General features: G+C 63.9%; 18 protein-coding genes. 5 read left to right on the forward strand and 13 right to left on the reverse strand.

The window, feature by feature from the left end; all coding sequences use genetic code 11:
- Positions 1-67 precede the first annotated feature (67 nt).
- A complete protein-coding gene (locus ACW9IN_RS25435) occupies positions 68-1,126 on the reverse strand; it encodes a haloacid dehalogenase-like hydrolase (protein WP_457368426.1) in 1,059 nt (352 codons plus the stop codon).
- 242 nt (positions 1,127-1,368) lie between these two features.
- On the opposite strand from ACW9IN_RS25435, the gene ACW9IN_RS25440 reads away from it, so the two are divergent.
- Positions 1,369-2,760 carry an L-cystine transporter gene (locus ACW9IN_RS25440; RefSeq protein WP_457368427.1) on the forward strand — a complete coding sequence of 464 codons (1,392 nt, stop codon included), beginning with the start codon at positions 1,369-1,371 and terminating at the stop codon, positions 2,758-2,760.
- A gap of 96 nt (positions 2,761-2,856) precedes the next feature.
- Here the strand turns inward: ACW9IN_RS25440 and ACW9IN_RS25445 are convergent, their stop codons facing one another.
- Positions 2,857-3,369 carry a dihydrofolate reductase gene (locus tag ACW9IN_RS25445; RefSeq protein ID WP_457368428.1) on the reverse strand — a complete coding sequence of 171 codons (513 nt, stop codon included), beginning with the start codon at positions 3,367-3,369 and terminating at the stop codon, positions 2,857-2,859.
- A gap of 69 nt (positions 3,370-3,438) precedes the next feature.
- Here ACW9IN_RS25445 and ACW9IN_RS25450 point away from each other — a divergent pair, with 69 nt between their 5' ends.
- Both ACW9IN_RS25450 and ACW9IN_RS25455 read left to right on the forward strand, forming a co-directional pair.
- Positions 3,439-4,818 (forward strand): DUF2868 domain-containing protein, encoded by a 1,380-nt coding sequence (locus tag ACW9IN_RS25450; protein ID WP_457368429.1) that lies wholly within the window; start codon positions 3,439-3,441, stop codon positions 4,816-4,818.
- Positions 4,811-6,178 (forward strand): DUF3482 domain-containing protein, encoded by a 1,368-nt coding sequence (locus tag ACW9IN_RS25455; protein ID WP_457368430.1) that lies wholly within the window; start codon positions 4,811-4,813, stop codon positions 6,176-6,178. Before ACW9IN_RS25450 ends, ACW9IN_RS25455 begins: the two co-directional genes overlap by 8 nt.
- Here the strand turns inward: ACW9IN_RS25455 and ACW9IN_RS25460 are convergent.
- The 6 genes from ACW9IN_RS25460 to ACW9IN_RS25485 all read right to left on the reverse strand — a co-directional run bounded on the left by ACW9IN_RS25460 (position 6,175) and on the right by ACW9IN_RS25485 (position 12,790).
- Positions 6,175-6,729 carry a phosphonate degradation HD-domain oxygenase gene (locus ACW9IN_RS25460; protein WP_457368431.1) on the reverse strand — a complete coding sequence of 185 codons (555 nt, stop codon included), beginning with the start codon at positions 6,727-6,729 and terminating at the stop codon, positions 6,175-6,177. The genes ACW9IN_RS25455 and ACW9IN_RS25460 overlap by 4 nt on opposite strands.
- Positions 6,726-7,862 (reverse strand): TIGR03364 family FAD-dependent oxidoreductase, encoded by a 1,137-nt coding sequence (locus ACW9IN_RS25465; RefSeq protein WP_457368432.1) that lies wholly within the window; start codon positions 7,860-7,862, stop codon positions 6,726-6,728. Before ACW9IN_RS25465 ends, ACW9IN_RS25460 begins: the two co-directional genes overlap by 4 nt.
- Before the next feature lie 124 nt (positions 7,863-7,986).
- Entirely contained in the window at positions 7,987-9,009 is a 1,023-nt protein-coding gene (locus ACW9IN_RS25470) for a putative 2-aminoethylphosphonate ABC transporter substrate-binding protein (protein WP_457368433.1), read from the reverse strand.
- A 22-nt stretch (positions 9,010-9,031) separates the two neighbouring features.
- On the reverse strand, positions 9,032-10,738 hold the full coding sequence (locus tag ACW9IN_RS25475) for a putative 2-aminoethylphosphonate ABC transporter permease subunit (protein WP_457368434.1): 1,707 nt from the start codon (positions 10,736-10,738) through the stop codon (positions 9,032-9,034).
- A gap of 1 nt (position 10,739) precedes the next feature.
- A complete protein-coding gene (locus ACW9IN_RS25480; protein ID WP_457368435.1) occupies positions 10,740-11,804 on the reverse strand; it encodes a putative 2-aminoethylphosphonate ABC transporter ATP-binding protein in 1,065 nt (354 codons plus the stop codon).
- A 110-nt stretch (positions 11,805-11,914) separates the two neighbouring features.
- Positions 11,915-12,790, reverse strand: coding sequence for a LysR family transcriptional regulator (locus tag ACW9IN_RS25485; RefSeq protein ID WP_457368436.1), 876 nt, complete (start codon positions 12,788-12,790; stop codon positions 11,915-11,917).
- Positions 12,791-12,908: 118 nt separating this feature from the next.
- Here ACW9IN_RS25485 and ACW9IN_RS25490 point away from each other — a divergent pair, with 118 nt between their 5' ends.
- Positions 12,909-14,327, forward strand: coding sequence for an MFS transporter (locus tag ACW9IN_RS25490; RefSeq protein ID WP_457368437.1), 1,419 nt, complete (start codon positions 12,909-12,911; stop codon positions 14,325-14,327).
- Positions 14,328-14,333: 6 nt separating this feature from the next.
- On the opposite strand, the gene ACW9IN_RS25495 is transcribed toward ACW9IN_RS25490, so the two are convergent.
- Complete coding sequence (locus tag ACW9IN_RS25495; RefSeq protein WP_457368438.1) at positions 14,334-15,197, reverse strand: LysR family transcriptional regulator; 864 nt, start codon at positions 15,195-15,197, stop codon at positions 14,334-14,336.
- 16 nt (positions 15,198-15,213) lie between these two features.
- Positions 15,214-17,460 (reverse strand): heavy metal translocating P-type ATPase, encoded by a 2,247-nt coding sequence (locus ACW9IN_RS25500; protein WP_457368439.1) that lies wholly within the window; start codon positions 17,458-17,460, stop codon positions 15,214-15,216.
- Between the two features lie 85 nt (positions 17,461-17,545).
- Between ACW9IN_RS25500 and cadR the strand changes: the two genes are divergently transcribed.
- On the forward strand, positions 17,546-17,986 hold the full coding sequence (cadR, locus tag ACW9IN_RS25505) for a Cd(II)/Pb(II)-responsive transcriptional regulator (RefSeq protein WP_457368440.1): 441 nt from the start codon (positions 17,546-17,548) through the stop codon (positions 17,984-17,986).
- A 183-nt stretch (positions 17,987-18,169) separates the two neighbouring features.
- Here cadR and ACW9IN_RS25510 read toward each other — a convergent pair whose 3' ends face one another.
- The 3 genes from ACW9IN_RS25510 to ACW9IN_RS25520 are packed head-to-tail and all read right to left on the reverse strand — an operon-like array spanning position 18,170 to position 22,249.
- Positions 18,170-19,690, reverse strand: coding sequence for an aldehyde dehydrogenase (NADP(+)) (locus ACW9IN_RS25510; protein WP_457368441.1), 1,521 nt, complete (start codon positions 19,688-19,690; stop codon positions 18,170-18,172).
- A gap of 25 nt (positions 19,691-19,715) precedes the next feature.
- On the reverse strand, positions 19,716-20,714 hold the full coding sequence (locus ACW9IN_RS25515) for an ABC transporter permease (RefSeq protein WP_457368442.1): 999 nt from the start codon (positions 20,712-20,714) through the stop codon (positions 19,716-19,718).
- 26 nt (positions 20,715-20,740) lie between these two features.
- On the reverse strand, positions 20,741-22,249 hold the full coding sequence (locus ACW9IN_RS25520) for a sugar ABC transporter ATP-binding protein (protein WP_457368443.1): 1,509 nt from the start codon (positions 22,247-22,249) through the stop codon (positions 20,741-20,743).
- Positions 22,250-22,277 lie beyond the last annotated feature (28 nt).

Below are 22,277 nucleotides of genomic sequence, written 5' to 3' on the forward strand. Positions count from 1 at the left end.
ACATTTTGACCGTGTGAACCCGATCAAATGTGGGAGCTGGCTTGCCTGCGATGCAGACGACCCGGTGTTACTGGATGTCGTCCGGCTTGACGATCACCCAGTTCTTGTCCGCCGTCACCGGCAACCCTTCCTTGGCCTGCGCCGCCGCGTGCTTGGCCATCATGCCGTTGAGCTGGGTCATGTACTTGTCCTTGCGGTTGATCCACAGGTGGATGCCGCCCTTGGCCACGTCCACATCGTGGAACAGCATGTAGCCGTCACTGGTCGGGGTGTCGCCACCCACAATCACCGGCTTTTTCCATTCATCGATGTAAGTGAGGATCGCTGCGTGCTTGCCGGCCATCCAGGTCGCCGGGGTCCACAGGTACGGGGTGAGTTCCAGGTCGAGGTTGGCCTTCTCGTCATATTTGCCGGCGGCGATCTGTTTGCGGGCGGTGGTCAGTTCGCCGGTCTTGCGGTCCTTGAGCAGGGTGGTCACGCCGATCACGTTCTCGGGTTTGACGTTGTAGCCGTACTTCGGGTCGGCGGCGACCATGCGCACCAGCTCTTCGGAGGCGGCGGTCATCACATACACCTCGATGCCGTTTTCCATCAGCTTGTTGTACAGCTCGGCCTGGCCGGTGAAGACTTTCGGCGGCTGTACTTCGGAGGTTTTCACCACGTCACCTTCGTAATAGGTGACCGGCACCGGCTTGCCCGAGGCCATCAGCTCATCCACGTAGCCCTTGAGTTCCTTGAGGGTGAAGCCGGAAAAGATCTGCGCCACCCAGGGATAGCAGACCATGTCGTCGACTTCGCAGAGACGGTAGTAGTAGCTGAACAGACTTTCCTTATGGTCGGCCGTGTCCTTGAAGGGGATAAGCTTGAGCGACGGATCCATGGTGTCGCGGGTGATCAGGCCCTTGTTTTCCAGGTAGGGCAGCAGGGACTCTTCGAGGTCGTAGCGGTAGCTGGTGTTATCCATGTCGAACACCGCGAAGTTACCCTTGTTGGCGTTGGCGGCGATCATTTCATTCAGTTGCTTGGCGGCGGGCGCCGGCCAGTGTTTCAACTCGGTGGCGGCCATCACCTGGCTGGCGAGGCCCAGGCACAGCGCAGCGGCAAACAGTCTCGGTGCGAGCTTCATCGGCGTTTTCTCCCTGAGTTAAAGACATCGACGCTAACAAATCCATATGACAGTCACCGCCCGAGCGCGACCGCTTGCGTCGTGATTGCGCCACCGCCATGTGCGAGAGCGCCACGGGCTTATTCCAAAAGCGACAGCGGCCATTCCATTTCGGTATTAAATTCATATATTTCAAGCTGTTAGCATTTTCGGTTCGCAATCGCAGGTTCACGCGATTGGCTGCACTCTCACATGGAGCTTCAATGAATCTGCCCCTGATCCTCAACGTATTGGTGTTCGTGGCCCTGCTGCTGGGCCTGGCACAAACCCGCCGCACCACTTGGAGCCTGGCCAAAAAAGTGTTGCTCGCGCTGGTGCTCGGCGTGGTGTTCGGCACCGTCCTGCACACGATTTACGGCGATGGCAACCCAGTGCTCAAGGCCTCCATCGGCTGGTTCGACCTGGTTGGCAACGGTTATGTGCAACTGCTGCAAATGATCGTGATCCCGCTGGTGTTTGCCTCGATCCTCAGCGCCGTGGCGCGCCTGCACAACGCTGCTTCCCTGGGCAAGATCAGCTTCCTGACCATCGGCACCTTGCTGTTCACTACCGCGATTGCGGCGCTGATCGGCATTGGCCTGACCAACCTGTTCGGCCTCACCGCCGAGGGCCTGGTGGCCGGCACCCAGGAAATGGCCCGCCTGCAAGTCATCCAGAGTGATTACGCCGGCAAGGTCGCCGACCTGAATATCCCGCAATTGCTGCTGTCGTTTGTGCCGTCGAACCCATTCGCCGACCTGGCGCGGGCTAAACCGACGTCGATCATCAGCGTGGTGATTTTCGCCGCGTTCCTGGGCGTCGCCGCGCTGCAACTGCTCAAGGACGACGTGGAAAAAGGCCGGAAAGTGCTCAACGCCATCGACACCCTGCAAGCCTGGGTGATGCGACTGGTGCGCCTGGTGATGAAGCTCACGCCCTACGGCGTATTGGCACTGATGACCAAAGTGGTGGCCGGCTCCAACCTGCAGGACATCATCAAGCTCGGCAGTTTTGTGGTGGTCTCGTACCTGGCCCTCGGCCTGATGTTCGGGGTGCACGGCCTGCTGCTGGCCGTGGCCGGGATCAACCCGCTGCGCTTCTTGCGCAAGGTGTGGCCGGTGCTGACCTTCGCCTTCACCAGCCGCTCCAGCGCGGCGGCGATCCCGCTGAGCATTGAAGCGCAGACGCGCCGTGTGGGCATTCCGCAATCCATCGCCAGTTTTGCCGCCTCGTTCGGCGCCACCATCGGCCAGAACGGTTGCGCCGGCCTTTACCCGGCCATGCTGGCGGTGATGGTCGCGCCAACCGTGGGTATCAACCCGTTGGACCCGCTGTGGATTGCAACCCTGGTGGCGATTGTGACCTTGAGCTCGGCCGGCGTGGCGGGCGTAGGCGGCGGTGCGACCTTTGCCGCGCTGATCGTATTGCCGGCCATGGGCTTGCCGGTGTCACTGGTGGCGCTGCTGATTTCCGTGGAGCCGCTGATCGACATGGGCCGCACAGCGTTGAACGTGAATGGTTCGATGACCGCCGGCGCGATTACCAGCCAGGTGATGGGGCAGACAGACAAAGAACTGTTGAATGCCGATGAGCATGCCGAGTTAGCGCAAGGCTGATAGACCGCTATCGCGGGCAAGCCCGCTCCCACATTTGACCGAGTTTTCCTGAAGAAACCGGATCAAACTGTGGGAGCTGGCTTGCCTGCGATGCTTTTAGGCTTTTTCCCAGACTTCGAAGTTGTACGCTGGCTTGTCGCCTTCCGGCGCATTCTCCAGATTCGACACCAACTTCCACTGGCCCCGATCAAATTCCGGAAACCACGCATCCCCTTCCGGACTCAACGCCACCCGCGTCAGATAAAGCCGATCCGCCTGCTCCAGACCCTGCGCATACAATTGCGCGCCGCCGATCAGCATCAGTTCGTCCGCGCCCTGCTCCAGCGCCCAGGCCTCGGCACGCTCGATGGCAGCCTCCAGTGACGGAAAAACTTCCGCACCTTCAAGCTCAAGATCGGTCTGACGACTGACCACAAGGTTCAAGCGCCCTGGCAGCGGTCGGCCCAGGGAATCCCAGGTCTTGCGCCCCATGATGATCGGCTTGCCCAGGGTGGTGGCCTTGAAATATTTGAAATCCCCCGGCAAATGCCAGGGCATGCTGTTGTCGACGCCGATCACACGGTTTTCACCGAGGGCTGCGATCAGGCTTAAAGGGAGAGTTTTTTTCATGGCAACGAGAATACCAGAGGTGCAAGCCAGCGGTTATGCTCAGACCTCACTGGCTCAACAGGAAGGCGCGTGACTGCACTGAATCCGCTGCACAAACTCTGGCTGACCGAAACCGTGCGCCTGCGCGAAGAACACGCGGGTAACCTGGATGACCTGGAAGCCAACCGCCTGGCCCGCGCGGCCGGAGGCGACCTGCCGACGCGCATCCAACAGCGTGCCTTGCACCTGGCCGAGCGCGATGGCCTGACCGCCGCCCTCACCCGCTGGCTGCAAGGGGCGCGCCTGGCGCTGGTGCTGCTGGCGATTGTCGCTGTGATCAGCGGCGCCGGCCTGGCCTTCGCTGCGCTGGGTGACGGTCTGACCCCGGTGAATGTGTTCTGGGCATTGGGCAGCCTGCTGGGCCTGAACCTGATCCTGCTGGTCAGTTGGGCCCTGGGCCTGTTGTTCGCCGGAGAACACAGCGCCAGCCTCGGGCGGTTGTGGCTGTGGCTTAGCGAAAAGCTCGCCCGCGACGCCAAGGCCGCGCAACTGGCGCCGGCGCTTTTACTGCTGCTGCAACGGCAGAAACTCAATCGTTGGGCCGTTGGCGTACTGGTCAACAGCCTGTGGCTGCTGGCGTTGCTCAGCGCCCTGGTGATTCTTCTGACACTGCTCGCCACCCGACGCTACGGCTTTGTGTGGGAAACCACCATTCTCGGTGCCGACACCTTCGTCGCCGTCACCCAGGCGCTCGGCACACTGCCGGCCTGGCTGGGCTTCAACGTACCGACCGTCGAAATGATCCGCGCCAGCGGCGATGCCGCGCTGAATATCGAAAGCGCCCGCCAGGCCTGGGCGGCCTGGCTGGTCGGCGTGCTGCTGGTCTACGGTTTGCTGCCGCGCCTGATCCTCGCCCTGCTCTGCCTGTGGCGTTGGAAGCGCGGGCGCGCGGTCCTGCGCCTGGACCTGAACCTGCCCGGCTACAGCCACTTGCGCGAACGCTTGATGCCGAGCAGCGAACGCCTTGGGATCAACGACGCCGCGCCGGAACAATTGCACCCCGTCAGCGGCGGCGTCAGTGAATTGGAGAGCAGCGGCGCCCTGCTGGTGGCCATCGAACTGGACGACCAACATCCCTGGCCACCCAAACTGCCCGCCGGTGTGAAGAACGCCGGCATCCTCGACAGCCGCGAATCACGCCACACACTGCTGGAACAGCTCACGCGCTTCCCGCCTGCGCGCCTGGCCATTGCCTGCGACCCGCGCCGTTCGCCGGACCGCGGCAGCCTGGCGTTGATCGGCGAACTGGCCCGTAGCGCCACGGCCACCCGCGTGTGGCTGCTGCAAGCGCCCGCCGGCCAGGCACTGGACGCCGAACGACTGGGCGACTGGCACGCCGCGTTGCAACAGCTTGAACTGCCGTTCGCCGACTGTGCGCCGCTGAACTGGCTGGAGACCGGTCATGACTAAACCGTTGAAACTCGCCGTGGTCGGCCACACCAACGTCGGCAAGACCTCGCTGCTGCGCACGCTGACCCGTGACGTGGGCTTCGGCGAAGTCTCCCATCGTCCCAGCACCACGCGGCATGTGGAAGGCGCGCGCCTGTCGGTGGACGGCGAAGCCTTGCTGGAGCTGTACGACACGCCTGGCCTGGAAGACGCCATCGCCCTGCTCGACTACCTCGAACGCCAGGACCGCCCGGGTGAACGCCTCGACGGCCCGGCCCGCCTGGCGCGCTTTCTGGAGGGCAGCGAAGCGCGCCAACGGTTCGAACAGGAAGCCAAGGTACTGCGCCAGTTGCTGGCCTCGGACGCCGGCCTGTATGTGATCGACGCCCGCGAACCGGTGCTGGCCAAATACCGTGATGAGCTGCAAGTGCTGGCCAGTTGTGGCAAGCCATTGCTGCCGGTGCTCAATTTCGTCAGCAGCAACGAACACCGCGAGCCGGACTGGCGTGAAGCCCTCGCGCGCCTCGGCCTGCATGCCCTGGTGCGATTCGACAGTGTGGCGCCACCGGAAGACGGCGAACGGCGCCTGTATGAAAGCCTCGCCCTGCTGCTGGAAAACGCCCGGCCACAACTGGAGCGCCTGATTCTCGACCAGGAAGCCCAACGCCTGGCCCGCCAGCAGAGTGCCGCGCGGCTGATTGCCGAGTTGCTGCTGGACTGCGCCGCCTGCCGTCGCAGCGTGGTGATCGAAAATGAGCAACAGGCCATCGGCGATCTGCGCCAAGCCGTGCGCCAGCGCGAGCAGAAATGCGTGGAGGCCCTGCTCAAGCTGTACGGCTTTCGCCCGCAGGATGCCGCCGCCAGCGACTTGCCGCTGCTGGATGGCCGCTGGGGTGACGACCTGTTCAACCCTGAAACCCTCAAGCAACTCGGCGTGCGCGTCGGTGGTGGCATCGCTGCCGGCGCGGCTGCCGGAGCGGGTGTGGACCTGCTGGTCGGCGGCCTGACCCTCGGCGCCGCCGCCATCGCCGGTGCGATTGCCGGTGGCGCGCTGCAAACCGCGCGCAGCTACGGTGGCCGTCTGTTGGGCAAGCTCAAGGGCCAGCGCGAGCTGACCGTGGACGACAGCGTGCTGCGCCTGCTCGCCCTGCGCCAGCGCCAGTTGCTCAAGGCGCTGAACCTGCGCGGGCACGCGGCACTGCACAGCATCAAGGTCGACACGCCCCAGGACAAAACCTGGCGCGAAGGCAAGTTGCCGGACGCACTGCACAAGTCACGGGCCCACCCGCAATGGTCGTCCCTCAACCCCCACGCCAGACTCAGCCAGGCCGAACGCCAGGAACAGGTCGAAGCCCTGGCCCAGCGCCTGGACGAAACCTAAGCCGCCAGCAGTTGCCGGGCCTTGGCCTTGAGCAGTTCAAGGTCCAGCACCGGCACGTGCATTTCCTTGGCCTGTTCGTCCCAGTGGCGCATGCGCAGGCTGACGGCGCACAGCGGGTCCTGTTCGAACGCGTGCGCTTCCTCGGCGCTCATCACGCCGCCCTGATACCCCAGGGTACGGCGGCTGGCTTCGCTCAAGCGCGCGTAATAGTCCGGCTGGCTGAACGTCAGGTAGCGCTTGGCTTGCACGTGGTATTCCACCAGCTTTGCCATGCGCTCGCTGAACCCGGCGCGGCGCAGGTAATCCGCCCCCAGCCGCTCATGGCTGACCACACCGTAGCCGCCCATGTTCTCGCCGCCCTGACCACAGAGATGGCCGATATCATGGAAAAACGCCGCCAGCACCACTTCATCGTCATACCCTTCCGCCAACGCGAGCTGCGCAGCCTGGGACATATGCTCGATCTGCGACACCGGCTCGCCGATGTAATCCGCCGTGCCGTGCTGTTCATACAAGCCGAAGACCTCGGCAATCGTCTGTTCCCGGTTCATGTCGCCTCTCCCCACATTGCCGTGATATTTCGCTCGGCCATCGCCGGCCCCACACTCATGCCCACGCCGGTGTGCATCAAGGCCGCACTCACGCCCGGCGCCACCTGCAGGAACGAAAACGGTCCCGGCCCACGCGAGCCGTACACCCCCTGCCAACGCTCCACCACCTGAACCTTGCAGCCCAGGGTCTGCTCGGCCAGTTCGATCATCCAGTCATCGACCTGCTCGGCATTGAACGGCGAGGCATCGCTGCCGTAGTCGTGGGAGTCGCCGATAATCAGCTCGCCATGGGGCGTCGGGCTGATCAGCAAGTGAATCCCATGCTCATGCAGGTGCGACGCGTCGCGCAGGATCTGTGCCTGCACCGGTGCCGCCTCCGGCAGGTCGGCGAACGCGCCGTAGTGCACGCAGCTCAGACCGGTCAGCAGTGCGTGTTGCAAGTTCAGGTTCACCACTGGCCGTGCGCGCAGCATTTGCAGGCGGCAGAGACTCGGGTTGAGTTCGGCCAGGGCCTCGGCCAGCAAGGTCTGGTAATCGTGACCGGCGCAGACAATGATCTGCGTCCCCCGAAAGCTGCCCGCGGTGCTGTGCAGTTGGCCGGGCTCGACATCGCGTACCAGCGTCGAGAAGTGAAACTCCACACCCAGCGCCTGGCTCAGGTAGTGAATCAGCGCCGGAATTGCCTCGCGGGAATACAGCTGTTGATCGTCCTTGCCGTGCAGCGCCGCGCGGTGATGACGGAACTGGCCGCCGTACAGGTCTTTCATCGCCGAACCTTGCAGCAGTTCGACGTTGTAGCCGTGCCGTTGAGCGCGACCAGCGCAGAAGGCTTCCAGCAGATGCTCTTCGGCTTCGGTGCGGGCGAACAGGTACGCGCCGTTGCGCTTGAGTTCCAGACCCGCGACTTGTGCCCAGTGCGCCCAGATGTCACGGCTTTCCCGCGCCAGGTCGAGCATCGGCCCCGGCGGTTGGCCGGTGACCAGGGCCTGGCCGAAGTTGCGTACCGAAGCACCCAGCGGCGTGGCACTGCGTTCGAAGACCTTGACCTTGAGGCCGCGCCTGGCGGCGGCGTAGGCGTGGGACAGGCCGAGGATGCCGGCGCCGACGATCAGCAGGTCATTGTGTTGTGTCATGGAGAGATGTCCTGAATTCGAAGCCGCCTTCGCAGGCAAGCCAGCTCCCACATTTTGATTTGTGAACACATTCAAATGTGGGAGCGGGCTTGCCCGCGAAGAGGCCATCAGCCCTTACGAAAATTTACTGACCGGCCACCTTCTCCGACTTGCCGTCATAACGCTTGCGCCACTCGGCCAGGATGCTGTCGCGGTTCTTCGACGCCCAGGCAAAGTCGTTCTTGATCAAGCGCTGTTCATAGTCCGCCGGCAGTTCGGTCTGCGGCTTGGCGATGCCCGGTTGGGCGAGGACGGCGAAGTTGTCTTTGTACAGGTCCATGGCCGCAGTGCTGGCCGAGAAGTCAGCCAGTTTTTTCGCCGCATCGGCGTGGCTCGTACCTTTCATCACAGCAGTGGCTTCGATGTCCCAACCCAGGCCTTCTTTGGGCAGGATGATGTCCAGCGGCGCGCCCTGGCGCTTCAACTGCACGGCCGGGTATTCGAAGGAGATTCCGATCGGGAACTCGCCCGACGCCGCCAGCTTGCACGGTTTGGAACCGGAGTGAACGTACTGACCGATGTTCTGGTGCAGGTCGTCCATGTACTGCCAGCCCTGTTTCTCGCCAAAGGTCTGCAACCAGGCGCTGACGTCCAGGAAGCCAGTACCGGACGACGCCGGATTGGGCATCACGATCTTGCCCTTGTACTCAGGCTTGGTCAGGTCTTGCCAGCTCACCGGTTTGGTCAGGCCCTGTTTCTCCGCTTCGACGGTGTTGAAGCAAATGGTTGCGGCCCACACGTCCATGCCGACCCAGGCCGGCGGGTTGGCGGTGTCGCGGTAGTTTTTGCCGATCTTGTCCAGGTCCTTGGGCGCGTAGTTGTCGAGCATGCCCTGCTGGTCGAGGATCGCCAGGCTGGAAGCCGCCAGGCCCCAGACCACGTCAGCTTGCGGGCGGTCTTTCTCGGCCAGCAGCTTGGCGGTAATGATGCCCGTGGAGTCGCGCACCCACTTGATCTCGATCTCCGGGTTGGCCTGCTCGAAGGCTTTTTTGTAGCTCTTCAACTGCTCGGCTTCGAGGGCCGTGTACACGGTCAGTTCGGTCTTGGCGAAGGCATTCAGGCTGAATGCGGTGAGTACGGCAGCGACCAGCGCCAGGGGCTTGAACATGAAGCACCTCCTTCAGGGATGTTTAGTGGCCGGGCGTGGTCTGGCGCCAGGCTTGAGAACGGCGCAACGCGCCACGTGAGGCCCACGCCAGCAGCAGCGAGACGCCGACTGAGGTGAACAGAATCAAGGTCGACATGGCCGCCGCGCCGCCCACGTTGCCGGCGTCGTCCATGTTCAGCACGGCGACGGCGGCGAGGATGGTGTCGGGGCTGTAGAGAAAGATCGCGGCCGACACGGTGGTCATCGCCGACACGAACAGGTAGCGCACGATGTCCAGCAACGCGGGCAGGCAGATCGGCACGGTCACGCGCAGGTAATGGCGGTACAGCGGCGCCTTGAGGGACAGCGCGGCGGCTTCGAATTCGGCGTCCAGCTGGCGCAACGCCGTGGTGGCCGTCATCTGCGCAGTGGTCAGGTAGTGCGCAATGGTGCACACCACCAACAGAGCCATGGTCCCGTAGAACACATGCAGCGGGTTGCCCGACAGGTTGAAAAAGAACACGTAGCCCAAGCCCAGCACCAGGCCGGGCACGGCCATCGGCACGAAGCTGAGCAAGCGCAGCGCCAGGTTCAGGCCCTTCTGATCGCGGGTCTTTTCCATCAGGTAGGCGCCGGTGAAGATCAGCACGCTGCCGATCAATGCCGTGCACAGCGCCAGGGTCAGGCTGTTGCGATAGGCCAGCCAGCCACCGCCGGCGGTGTCTTCGAACTGGTAGTGGTTGAGCGACAGCGACAGGTTGTACGGCCAGAATTTGACCAGCGACGAATACACCGCCATGCCGAACACCAGCAGCAACGCGGCGCAGATCAACAGCACCAGCGCCAGATAGCAGGCGTCTCGGGTGCGCGACGGCGTCGGCTGGAAAACCTGGGCGCGCCCGCTCATCGAATCACCGTGACGACGACGCAGCCACGCATCCACGCCAAAGCTGAACAGTGCCGGCAGCAGCAACACCATGCCGATCAATGCGCCGCGCCCGAACTGCTGCTGGCCGACCACGGCTTTGTAGGCTTCCAGCGCCAGCACCTGGTAATCGCCGCCGACCACCACGGGCACGCCAAAGTCAGTGATGGTCAGGGTAAACACCAGGCAAAACGCGGCGAACACCGCCTGGCGCGTGGCCGGCCAGGTGATGCTGCGAAACGCCCGGGCCGGGCTTGCACCCATGCTGGAGGCTGCATCGAACAACCGCGCATCGGCCAGGGACAGCGCCGACAGCAAAATCATCAAGGCGTGCGGGAAGGTGTAGATCACCTCACCGAGCACAATGCCCCAGAAGCCGTAGATATTCTCCGAGAGCAGGCCACGCAACAGGCCCTGATTGCCGAACAGGTACACCAGCGCGATACCCGGCAACATCGACGGCGCCATCAGCGGCAGCAATGACAGGCCACGCCAGATCGCCTTGCCGGGGATCAGCGTACGTTGCAGGGCGTAGGCAAACAGGTAGGCCAGGGGTACGACGATGGCCGCCACGCTGAGGGAAACCTTCAGGCTGTTACCCAGCAGCCAGTGGAAATTGTCGCTCGCGATCAGTTCCCGCGCGGCGACAAGACCACCGCCCTGTCCGGCCTCACTGCTGAAGCCGCGCCAGAAGATCGCCAGCAACGGCAGCAACACCGCCACACCCAACAGCACCAACCACACAAGCTTGCCGCCGACGACGAACAGACGGTCGCCGACTTCGGCACGGGACACCTGACGCGGCAAAGTCATGACCGCCGCCATCTCAGGCAAACACCTGCAGGCTGCGCGGCGGCAGGGCCACCCAGATATCCTGGGCGCCCAGGCGCGGCATGGCTTCGGGCGCCAGTTCGGCCAGCAGCGGATGACCAGGCAGTTGCGCCAGCTCGAAACTCATGCGGCAACGGTTGCCAAGGAAAGTGATCTCGCGGATTTTGGCCGGGAACAGGTTTTCTTCATGCACCGGCGGGTTGACGCTGATCGCCTCCGGGCGGCAGAACAGACGCCCGGACGCGGCCTGGCCGGCATCGTCGGCCAGGCGCATGTTCATCCCGCCGACCTGGGCGTGGCTGGCACTGTTGCGGCTGAACGGCAGCCAGTTGCCCTGGCCGACGAACTCGGCCACGAATGGTGTGGCCGGGCGGTCGTAAATCTCTTGGGGGGTGGCGTATTGCTCGACCTTGCCGTTGTTCATCACGGCGATGCGGTCGGCCATCAACATGGCTTCGTCCTGGTTGTGGGTGACCATCAGCGTGGTGATGCCCAGGCGCCGTTGCAACTGACGCAACTCGGTGCACAGATGCTCGCGCACGCGGGCATCGAGGGCCGACATCGGCTCGTCCAACAGTAACAGCGAGGGTGCCGGCGCCAGCGCCCGGGCAAGGGCCACGCGTTGCTGCTGACCGCCGGAAAGCTGGCCGGGGTATTTCTTTTCACTGCCGACCAGGCCCACCAGTTCGAGCATCTGGCCAACGCGCTGGCGCACTTCATCACGTCCGCTGCCGGTGAGGCCGTAGCCGATATTCGCTTCAACGGTGAGGTTGGGAAACAGCGCGTAGGACTGGAACAGAATGCCGTAGTCCCGCGCCTGCGGTGCCAGTCGGGAAACATCCCGGCTGCCCAGGTAAAGCTCGCCGCTGTCCTGGCGCTCAAGGCCGGCGATGCAACGCAACAAGGTGGTCTTGCCACAGCCGGACGGCCCCAGCAGACACACCAGCTCACCGGCGGCGACGTCCAGGGACACGTTGTCCAGCGCGGTAAAGGCGCCGAAGCGTTTCTGGATACCGCGCACCTTCATCGGTGCGCCGGGTTGGCTCAGGGCTGTGTTCATGCAAGGCACCTCATCGAACGGATGAAGGCCATGCTAGGCAGGCAATGCGTCCCCCTTGTGGCAGAAAGGCAAAAGGGAGTGATAGTGGTATTGGTGAATTTGGGTAGGGTTTATCCCGCCGGCGCGTCGGCGCCGTCGCCACCAATCATCTCGGCGGCCAGGTCGGCCAGGGCCCGCAGTCGGTCCATCTGGCGCATGTCCTGGTGATAGCCCATCCAGATATCACGCCCCGGCGGCGCTTCACCCACGTCCAGGCGCCGCAGCAAAGGCGACTGGTCGCCCAACGCTCGCGGCAACACCGCCACGCCCAGCCCCAGCGCACACATCCGCGCCTGTGCGGTACGGCTGCTGCTGGTGAAGCGGGTTTTCGCGCGGGGGTAACGTTTTTGCAGCCACAGCACATCGGGGTAATGGGACTGCGCGGTGTTCATCAGGATCAGCCCCAGCCCCTCACCCTCCGGGCCCGGGGAAAAATCCGCGTGAGCCGCGACATAAAGCCCGTAGGGCATGGTCGTCAATCGACGCTGCACAATGTCAGGCTCAGTGAACGGCACGATCCTGAAGGCAATGTCGGCGTCGCGCCGCGCCAGGTCGAACAGCCGGTGCGCGGCGATCACTTCCGGGACGATCAGCGGATAACGGCGCAGCAACTCGCCCAACACCGGCGCCAGGACATAACCGGCGAACCAATCCGCCGACGAGATCCGCAACAAGCCTTCGGGCTGATCACCACCGCCGGCGATACGCCGCTCGATGGCCAGGGCGCTGCGCTCCATTTCCTGCGCCAGGAACAGAATGCTCTCACCCGCCGCCGTCAGCACAAGCCCTTGGCTGGTACGCCGGAAAAACACCTGCCCATTGAGCTGCTCCAGCGCCTGCAAACGCCGCCCGACGGTGGGATGGCTCACTCCCAGTTGCTTGGCCGCCGCGCCCAGCGAACCACTGCGGGCGATCGCCAGAAACACGCGCAAGTCATTCCATTCCATGCCGATGCCCGTACAAATATGAACAGCGAAGATGCAGCAATGGCAGTCCCGTCGCAAGCCCGGTGTCCTCAGAATAGGTTCGCATTCGGAACCCTTCGGTTCCCTTTGGAGACAACCCATGCTTCAAGTTGCTGTCGCTTCAACCGACACTCGCCGCTGGGCGATGTTTGCCGTGCTGCTGGTGGGCGCCTTTCTGCCGCCGCTGGACTTCTTCATCGTCAACGTGGCCCTGCCCTCGATCCAGACGGACCTGGGCGCCTCGTCCTCGGCCGAGCAACTGGTGATTTCCGCGTATGCCGCGCTGTATGCGGTGACGCTGATCACCGGTGGTCGGCTCGGGGATCTGTTCGGTCGTGGCCGAGTGTTTCTCGCCGGGCTGATCGGTTTTGCCGCCGCCTCCACGCTGTGCGGCCTGGCCTGGTCGCCCTGGGCACTGGTGGCTGGGCGCGCGCTGCAAGGCATCACCGCTGCGGTGATGGCGCCGCAGGCACTCGCCGCGGTGCATGTGCTGTTTCACGACACACAAAAGCCCTTCGCACTCAGCCTGTACGGCGCGGTGTTCGGCCTGGCGGCGGTGGTCGGCCAGGCGCTGGGGGGCATCCTGATTTCACAGAACGTTCTCGGGCTGGGCTGGCGTGCGATCTTTCTGGTCAACCTGCCGGTGGCGCTGCTGGTGCTATTGCTGGGGGTTCCCCTGCTCAAAGACCTGCGCGTACAACACGCCAACAAGCTGGACCTGGGCGGCATGGCCCTGTCGATGCTGACCCTGGGCGCGTTGATCGTGCCGTTGATCGAGGGACGCGAGGCCGGTTGGCCCTGGTGGTCCTGGCTGTCGCTGATCGCGGTGCCGCTGCTGCTGCGCGGGTTCTGGCGATATGAATCGCGATTGGCCCAGACCGGCGGCGCACCGCTGCTGGATCCCGCCGCACTGCGCGCCCCGGGGCTGGGCCGCGCGCTGCTGGTGGCGCTGACGCTGTACGCCATTGGCGTGTTCTTTTTGCTGTTCTCGATTTACCTGCAAGGCGCCCTGCACGTCAGCGCCCTGGATGCCGGGCTGGTGTTCCTGCCGTTCGGCGCGGGTTTCTTGCTCGGGCCGCTGTCGACACCCGTGGCTTTGCGCCTGCTGGGCGAATACGTGAATGGCATCGGCATGTGCCTGGAAGTCCTCGGGCTGGTCATCCTGGCCTGGTTGATCGCAGACACACCGACCGGCGCGCACCTGCACCCGGTGGCACTGGGCGCGGTGCTGTTCACCGTCGGTTTCGGCCAGGGTCTGGCGCTGCCGACCGTGATGCGCATGATCACGGGCCGCGTCGCCCCGGCGTTTTCCGGCATGATCGCAGGCATCGCCAGCTCCGCGCTGCAAATCAGCACCTCGCTCAGCGTCGCGGTGATCGGCGGCGTGTTCTACACGCTGGTGGGCGGGAGTACGGAGCCGGCGGCCATCAGCCACGCGTTCATCGTCTCGTGCTTGTGCATCGCGGGCTTTCTGACGGTGGGCGCGCTGTTGAGTTTCAGCCTGGCCCGGCGCACCTGACAGGGTTCAGAGCGGCGACATTTCCTGGGCCAACCCCAGGAACGCCGCCGGCAAGCGCGCGCCTTTGCGCTCCTTGAGGCAGTAGAGGTATTCCGGAATCTGCGGCGCATTTTCGATGGTCAGCACGCGCAATTGCGGGTCATGGGGCACTTCCTGGCGGGCAATGATGCTGATGCCGATGTTGCGCAGCACCGCCTCGCGAATCGACTCCCGGCTGCCGATTTCCAGCAGCGGGCCGTGGCTCACGCCGGCGCCTTGCAGCAATGCTTCGGTCAGCCGTCGCGTGGTGGAGCCGGCCTCGCGCATCAACAGCGTGTGGCCGGCGAGCGCAGTCAACGGCACATGCTCGAGTGTGGCCAGGGGATGGTTGCGGTGTACCGCCAGCACCAGCGGGTCGGTGCCCAGCACGCGGCGGATCAGGCGCGGATCTTCGAGCAACTGGGACGACGCAGCGACGTCGACACGGTAGTCGTCCAACGCCTCCAGCACCTGCTGGGAGTTGCCGATTTCCACCGACACCTCCACCTGCGGCAGACGCTCGCGAAAGGCTTTGACCAGGTCGAGGATGTAGTACGGCGCCGTCGCGGCAATCCTCAATGCGCCCTGGACCTGGCCGGTGTTGCGCAGGAAAAACTCGATGTCCGCTTCTTGCTGCAACAGCGCCTTGACCATCGGCAGCAGGCGCGCGCCGTCGTCGCTGACGGTGAGGCGGCGGCCGCCCCGGTAGAACAATTCGACGCCGTACTGGCTTTCCAGGTTGCGAATCTGAGTGGTGACCGTGGGCTGGCTGAGGCCGAGTTTTTTCGCCGCCTGGGTAATGCTGCCCAGGCGGGCGACCCTGTAAAACGCCTTCAGTTCGGCACTCAGCACATCACCCTCTCATCGACTATTTGCGCAACAGGCGCAGGCCATTGAATACCACCAGCAGGGCCACGCCCATGTCGGCGAACACCGCCATCCACATGGTGGCCATGCCCAGGAACGTCACCACCAGGAAGATCGCCTTGATCACCAGCGCCAAGGTGATGTTCTGCTTGAGGATACTCGACGTTTGCCGCGACAACCGAATGAAAGCCGGAATCTTGCGCAAATCGTCGTCCATCAGCGCCACATCGGCGGTCTCGATGGCGGTGTCGGTGCCGGCTGCCGCCATGGCAAAACCGATCTCGGCGCGGGCCAGGGCCGGGGCGTCGTTGATGCCGTCGCCGACCATGCCCACGCGGCGCCCTTGCCCGTAGAGGGTTTCGATGGCTTGCAGCTTGTCGGTGGGCAACAGGTCGCCTTGGGCCTGGTCGATACCGACCTGGGCGGCAATGGCCTGGGCGGTGTGGGTATTGTCACCGGTCAGCATCAAGGTCTTGATGCCCAGCGCGTGCAACTGCTGGATGGCTTCACGGCTGCTGTCCTTGACCGTGTCGGCCACGGCGAACAGCGCCAGCGGGCCGGACTTGTCGAGCAGCAACACCACGGACTTGCCTTGTTTTTCCAGGGCGAAGAGTTTTTCTTCCAGGGCTGGCGAGCACAGGCCCAGGTCTTCCACCAGGCGATGGTTGCCCAAGTGGTAGGTTTCGCCGTTGATATCGCCGCGCACGCCACGCCCGGCCAGGGCTGCGAAGTTATCCACAACGTGGGCCGGCAGGTTTTTATCCACAGCAGCAGCGGCGATGGCCAGCGACACCGGGTGATCGGAGCGCCCGGCCAGGCTGGCGGCCAGGGCCGGCGCACTGTCTTCGAGATTCGGAAACAGCGCCAGGTAGTCGGTTTGCACCGGCTTGCCATGGGTGATGGTGCCGGTCTTGTCGAGCGCCAGATAGTCGAGTTTGTACCCGCCTTCCAGGTACACACCGCCCTTGATCAGGATGCCTTTGCGCGCCGCCGCCGCCAGCCCGCTGACAATGGTCACCGGGGTGGAAATCACCAGAGCGCAGGGGCATGCCACCACCAGCAGCACCAGCGCGCGGTAGATCCAGTCGAACCAGGCGCCAGCCATGAACAGCGGTGGAACCAATGCCACGCCCAGGGCGAACAGGAATACCGCCGGGGTGTAGACCTTCGAGAAACTGTCGACGAAGCGCTGGGTCGGCGCCCGCGCGCCCTGGGCCTGCTCCACCGCGTGAATGATCCGCGCCAGGGTGGAATTGTTGGCCGCCGCCGTGACCTTGAATTCCAGAGAGCCGGCCTGATTGATGGTGCCCGCGAAGACTTTATCGCCCACGGTCTTTTCGACCGGCAGGCTCTCACCGGTGATCGGCGCCTGATCGATCGTGGATTGGCCGGCAGTGACCTCACCGTCCAGGCCGATACGCTCGCCGGGCCTTACCCGCACGATGGCACCCAGTTCGATGTTTTTGACGCCCTGTTCAATCCAGGACCCGTCGGCCTGCTGCACGGTGGCCTGCTCCGACGTCATCTGCATCAAACCGCTGATGGCATTGCGCGCACGGTCCAGAGACTTGGCTTCGATCAGTTCGGCCACGGTGAACAGAAACATCACCATCGCCGCTTCTGGCCATTGGCCGATCAACACCGCGCCGGTCACGGCGATGCTCATCAGCGCGTTGATGTTCAGGTTGAGGTTTTTCAGGGCGATCCAGCCCTTTTTATAGGTGGCGAGGCCGCCGCTGAGGATCGATACCAATGCCACCAGCGCAATCACCCAAGTGGGTGCGGCGTTGGTGAAGTGCAGTACTTCGGCACCCAGGGCGCCAACGCCGGACACCGCCAGCGGCCACCAGTGTTTCTTGGGCGTCGGTGCGGCGGCGGGCGCGCCTTCTTCGATAGGGTCGGCCTGCATCCCCAAGGATTTGATCGCGTCGATGATCGGCGCGGTGCTCGGCAAGTCATGGGTGACACCGAGGATGCGGTTGATCAGGTTGAATTCCAGCTGCTGCACACCGGCGAGCTTGCCGAGTTTGTTCTGGATCAGCGTCTGCTCGGTGGGGCAGTCCATGGCTTCGATGCGAAAGGTGCTCAGGCGGGACCCGGCGGTCGGGGCTTCGCTCAGTTGTACCAATGCAGGCGCTGGCGTGCCGGAGCAGCAGGAACCGCCGTGGGCATGGGCGTGCACGGGGGTGAGTTTTTTGGGGCCGTGGTCATGATCATGCTTGTGCGGGGTGTGCAGGGAATCGCTCATTCTGTCGCGTCCGTAAAGGTGCCTGTTGCCAAGTAAAGACCCTGTAGCCACTATAGGGTCAAGCACCCATTTGGAGATTGCTGCAATGAAGATCGGCGAATTGGCGAAACTGACCGACTGTCAGGTGGAAACCATCCGTTACTACGAAAAGGAAGGCCTGTTGCCGCCCCCCGCGCGCACGGACGCCAACTACCGCGTGTACACCCAGGCGCACACCGAACGGCTGATCTTCATCCGCAACTGCCGCAGCCTGGACATGACCCTGGAAGAAATCCGCAGCCTGCTCAGCCTGCGCGACAGCCCCCAGGACCAGTGCGAAAGCGTGAATGCGCTGATCGACGAACATATCCACCATGTAAAGGCGCGGATCGATGGGCTATTGGCCCTGCAAGACCAGTTGCTGGACCTGCGCCAGCGCTGTGGTGGCGGGCCGGAGTGCGGGATTCTGCAGCGACTGGAAGTCAGTGGCAGCGTGGTCGCCAGCGAGGCCGAGCACTCCCATGTGGGCCGCAGCCACGGGCACTAGGCCAGATGGATGGCGCCTTACAGGCCGCCTTCGCAGCCTCGCTGAAGCTCGACAACTCCCACAGGGGATTGGCAGCGACGAAGATCCCCTGTGGGAGCTGGCTTGCCTGCGAAGACGGCGGCAGAGTCGATAAAAAATTGCCTGGCCCACTGCTATCGCAGGCAAGCCAGCTCCCACAGTCATTTACTGTTGTTGCAGGTCCTCGGGTAACAGGGCCTCGGGGATGTTCTGGTAACTCACTGGCCGCAGGAACCGGCGGATCGCCAGGGTGCCCACCGAGGTGGCGCCGAAGTTGGTCGACGCCGGGTAGGGTCCGCCGTGCACCATGGCTTCGCTCACTTCCACACCGGTCGGGAAACCATTGGCGAGGATGCGCCCGGCCTTGCGCTCCAGGATCGGCAACAAGCGGCTGACCTCGGCGCTGTCAGCGGCATCCAGATGAATCGTGCAAGTCAGTTGGCCTTCCAGCGAACGCGCGACTTCCAGCAGCTCGTCGCCATCCTTCACCGTCACCACCAGGCCCAGCGGGCCAAAGACTTCGTGACCCAGCGATGCATTGGCCAGCCATTCACGGCCCGTGGTGGCAAACAGATATGGCTTCGCCTGGCGCAGCTCACAGGTGTTGGACAGCACTTCGCGCACGCCCACGGCATTCGCCACGCGGTCACGCCCGTCACGGTAGGCAGCGGCAATGCCATCGGTCAGCATCACCTGGGCGCCGACCGGTTCCAGCGCGCTCACCGATGCCTCGATAAACCCATTGGCGGCCTCACCCTCAACCAGCACGGCCACCCCAGGGTTGGTGCAGAACTGTCCCGCGCCCAGGGTCAGCGAACCGGCCCAGCCCTTGGCGATTTCCTGACCCCGCGCCGCCACGGCGTGGGGCATCAGGAACATCGGGTTCACCGAGCCCAACTCGCCAAAAAACGGAATCGGCTCGAACCGCTTGGCGCACAGATCGAACAGCGCCCTGCCCGCGCCGAGCGAACCGGTAAAGCCCACCGCCTTGATCAACGGGTGTTGCACCAACCGCTGCCCCACTGCCCGCGAGCCGCCATGCACCAGACTGAAGACGCCAGGGTGCACGTCGCACGTCTGGATGGCCGCATGAATCGCTTCGGCCACAATCTCGCTGGTGCCCGGATGCGCTTCGTGCCCCTTCACCACCACCGGGCAACCGGCGGCCAGGGCCGAGGCCACGTCGCCGCCCGCCGTGGAAAACGCCAGCGGAAAGTTCGACGCGCCAAACACCGCCACCGGCCCGATGGGGCGCTGGATCAGGCGAATGTCCGGACGCGGCAACGGCTGACGGTCCGGCAGCGGCACGTCGTGGCGACGGTCCAGGTAATCGCCCGCCAGGATATGCGAGGCGAACAAGCGCAACTGCCCCACCGTGCGCCCACGCTCACCTTGCAAGCGCCCCTCCGGCAGGCCGGTTTCCAGCGCGCCGACGGTGGTGATGATCGCCGCCCGCGCTTCGATTTCATCGGCGATAGCGTTCAATAACGCAGCCCGCGCTTCCCGGTTCGAATAACCGAAACTCCAGAACGCCGCTTCGGCGGCCTCGCAGGCGCGGTTGACCAGTTCGACGCTGCCCGCCGAAAACCATTGGGCCGGGCCCTGGGTCGGCGCATTGGAAAAGGTGCTGTCGCCAGCGACCCATTCGCCTGCAATAAGGTGTTTGCCGTGGGGAGTGAAAGACATGGGCAGTTCCCGAAGTTGAAGTGGATTAACCGAAATAACGCACGCGGATGGCGTCGATGGCCACCGCGATGAAGATCATCACGCCGCCGATCATGCCGACATAAAACGACGGCACATTCACGATTGCCAGGCCGACCTGAATCACGGTCAGCAACAGGACACCGCCCAGCACGCCTTTCACGTTGCCGCGTCCGCCAAACACGCTGACGCCACCGATGATCGGCGCGGCAATCGCGTACAGCAGGTAACTGGAACCCTGGCTCGAGGTGATCGCCATCTGCCAGGAGGCCAGCAGAAAACCGGCCAGCGCCGCGAGAAAACCGGAAATGGTGTAGGTGATGATCTTCACCCGGTCCACGCGAATACCCGCCGAGTTCGACGCAATCGGGTTGCCGCCCACCGCGTAGATCGAACGCCCCAGCACCGTGCGCCGCAGCACCACGCCCATCACCACCAGGGCGATCAGGAACACCACCGGCATCAGTGGCCAACCGCCCAGCGTCACCTGGCCGATCCAGATGTAGCCGTCAGACATGTTGGTCAGCGTGGTGCCCTGGGTCAGCGCCAACAGCGCGCCTTGCAGGATGATCATCATCGCCAGGGTTTCGATCAGCGACACCATCTTCAGACGCGTGATGCACAGCCCGTTGAAGAAGCCGATCAAAGTGCCCACCAGCAAGCCGATGATCACCGCCAGGTACCAAGGCAGGCCCCAGTCGGAATAGGCCAGCACGCCGACCGCCGACGAGAACCCGGCATTGGCTGGAATCGACAGGTCGATCTCCGCCACCAGCAGCGGCAACGCCACCGCCAACCCCAGGGTGCCCAGCACCGTGGCCTGCACCATCACGTTCTGCAGGTTGAACAGGGTGAAGAAAAACTCGTTGAAGGTGCCGAACAGCGCCACCAGTGCGATCAACCAGATCCACACCACGTTGTGCAGCACCCAACCCAGCACTGCCGGGCCGTTGATTCTGCTCGCGGCAGGCGACGCCCCGTTACCGGGCTTCACTAACGTACTCATACCCGTGTCTCCACTCTTTTTCTTATTCAACTGCTGGATCCTTGTACCGATGCGCGGATGCGCTCGACGGAGATGTCCGCCCCCGTCAATGTTTCCTTGATCGCGCCCTGGTCGAAAATGCACACCCGGTCCACCGCGCGCACCAACTCATCGGTGTCGCTGGACACGATGATCACGGCCACGCCGGCATCGCTGAGTTCGTCGATGATGCGCAAGACGTCCTGCTTGACGCCCATGTCGATGCCCCGGGTCGGCTCGTCCACCATCAACAGGCGCGGCTGGGTGGCCAGCACCCGGCCCAGGCAGACTTTTTGCTGATTGCCGCCGCTGAGAGTGTTCACCGCGTAATCCGGGTTGGGCGACTTGACGCCCATGGCCGCAAAATAGTGGTCGATCACCGAGGCTTCGGCCTCGCTGTCGATAAAACCCAACCGGGTACGCACGCCCAGGGATGACATGGCGATATTGCTGCCGATCGACATTTGCCCCACCGCGCCGTCCTTGCGCCGGTCGTCGGAGAGGTACGCAATACCGGCCTCAAACGCCGCATTGGGCGAGCGCGGCAAGGGCCGCATGCCTTCGCCGCCGATGGACAGGGTGCCCAACGCCGGGTGCAGGCCGAAGATCGCCCGCGCCATCTCTTTCGCCCCGGCGCCCGGCAGGCCGGTAAAACCCACCACCTCACCCGGCGCGATATCCAGGCTGTCCAGCGCCAGCCACTTGCCGCGCACACCGCGCAGGGAAATCGCCGGCGCCTTGCCGCTGTGATCGCGGCGCTCGCGCTGGAACAGCTCCACGCCATGGCCGATCACCAGTTCGGTGAGTTGTTCGGAAGTCAGCCCGGTGATATCCGAGCGCGTGCCTGCCAGGCTGCCGTCGCGCAACACCGTGACGGCGTCGCAGATTTCGAGGATCTCGTCGTTGTAGTGGGAGATGAAAATGAAGGTCACGCCCTCGCCTTTCAGGCGCAGCATGAAGTCGAACAACTGCCGGCGATCCACCACGGTCAGCGAAGCCGTCGGCTCGTCCAGAATGATGACCTTGCCCCCGGAAAACATCGCCCGCAGGATGTTCAGCTTGCGCCGCGCCACGGCGTCCAACTGCCCGGCCAGGGCCGTGGGGTCGATGCCGGAACCGTCGAGCATGCGTGCCGCGTCGGCGTTCAACTGCTTCCAGTCGACGAAGCCGTTGCGAGTCGGCCAGATACCCAGCATCAGGTTCTCGGCGGCGGTCAGGTTGCCGATGATCATCGGCTCCTGGGTTACCAGGAACACCCCGGCCTGCTCCATCGCCTTGACGTCCACCTGCTTGAGCGGTTGCCCGTTCATCAGGATCTGCCCGGAGGTCGGGATGACCTGGCCGGAGATGATCCCCACCAGCGTGGATTTGCCCGCACCGTTTTCCCCCAGCAGCCCGTGAATGGAGCCGCGGCGGATCTGCGTGGACACACCGCGCAGGGCGCGGACCGGGCCGTAGCTTTTGGCGACGTTCTCGATGCTCAGGATCGTGTCGTCGGGCGTTGGGTGTAAGGTCATTTTATTGTTCTCACCATCACCTAGTCGG

The sequence above is a fragment of the Pseudomonas sp. SDO5271_S396 genome (assembly GCF_054071795.1).

Coding starts and splice junctions, on each gene's coding strand:
- ACW9IN_RS25510 (WP_457368441.1), bottom strand. CDS start 19,690: ATGTCTTTCACTCCCCACGGCAAACACCTTATTGCAGGCGAATGGGTC.
- ACW9IN_RS25465 (WP_457368432.1), bottom strand. CDS start 7,862: ATGACACAACACAATGACCTGCTGATCGTCGGCGCCGGCATCCTCGGC.
- ACW9IN_RS25515 (WP_457368442.1), bottom strand. CDS start 20,714: ATGAGTACGTTAGTGAAGCCCGGTAACGGGGCGTCGCCTGCCGCGAGC.
- cadR (WP_457368440.1), top strand. CDS start 17,546: ATGAAGATCGGCGAATTGGCGAAACTGACCGACTGTCAGGTGGAAACC.
- ACW9IN_RS25500 (WP_457368439.1), bottom strand. CDS start 17,460: ATGAGCGATTCCCTGCACACCCCGCACAAGCATGATCATGACCACGGC.
- ACW9IN_RS25460 (WP_457368431.1), bottom strand. CDS start 6,729: ATGAACCGGGAACAGACGATTGCCGAGGTCTTCGGCTTGTATGAACAG.
- ACW9IN_RS25440 (WP_457368427.1), top strand. CDS start 1,369: ATGAATCTGCCCCTGATCCTCAACGTATTGGTGTTCGTGGCCCTGCTG.
- ACW9IN_RS25455 (WP_457368430.1), top strand. CDS start 4,811: ATGACTAAACCGTTGAAACTCGCCGTGGTCGGCCACACCAACGTCGGC.
- ACW9IN_RS25445 (WP_457368428.1), bottom strand. CDS start 3,369: ATGAAAAAAACTCTCCCTTTAAGCCTGATCGCAGCCCTCGGTGAAAAC.
- ACW9IN_RS25480 (WP_457368435.1), bottom strand. CDS start 11,804: ATGAACACAGCCCTGAGCCAACCCGGCGCACCGATGAAGGTGCGCGGT.
- ACW9IN_RS25520 (WP_457368443.1), bottom strand. CDS start 22,249: ATGACCTTACACCCAACGCCCGACGACACGATCCTGAGCATCGAGAAC.
- ACW9IN_RS25490 (WP_457368437.1), top strand. CDS start 12,909: ATGCTTCAAGTTGCTGTCGCTTCAACCGACACTCGCCGCTGGGCGATG.
- ACW9IN_RS25470 (WP_457368433.1), bottom strand. CDS start 9,009: ATGTTCAAGCCCCTGGCGCTGGTCGCTGCCGTACTCACCGCATTCAGC.
- ACW9IN_RS25435 (WP_457368426.1), bottom strand. CDS start 1,126: ATGAAGCTCGCACCGAGACTGTTTGCCGCTGCGCTGTGCCTGGGCCTC.
- ACW9IN_RS25485 (WP_457368436.1), bottom strand. CDS start 12,790: ATGGAATGGAATGACTTGCGCGTGTTTCTGGCGATCGCCCGCAGTGGT.
- ACW9IN_RS25475 (WP_457368434.1), bottom strand. CDS start 10,738: ATGGCGGCGGTCATGACTTTGCCGCGTCAGGTGTCCCGTGCCGAAGTC.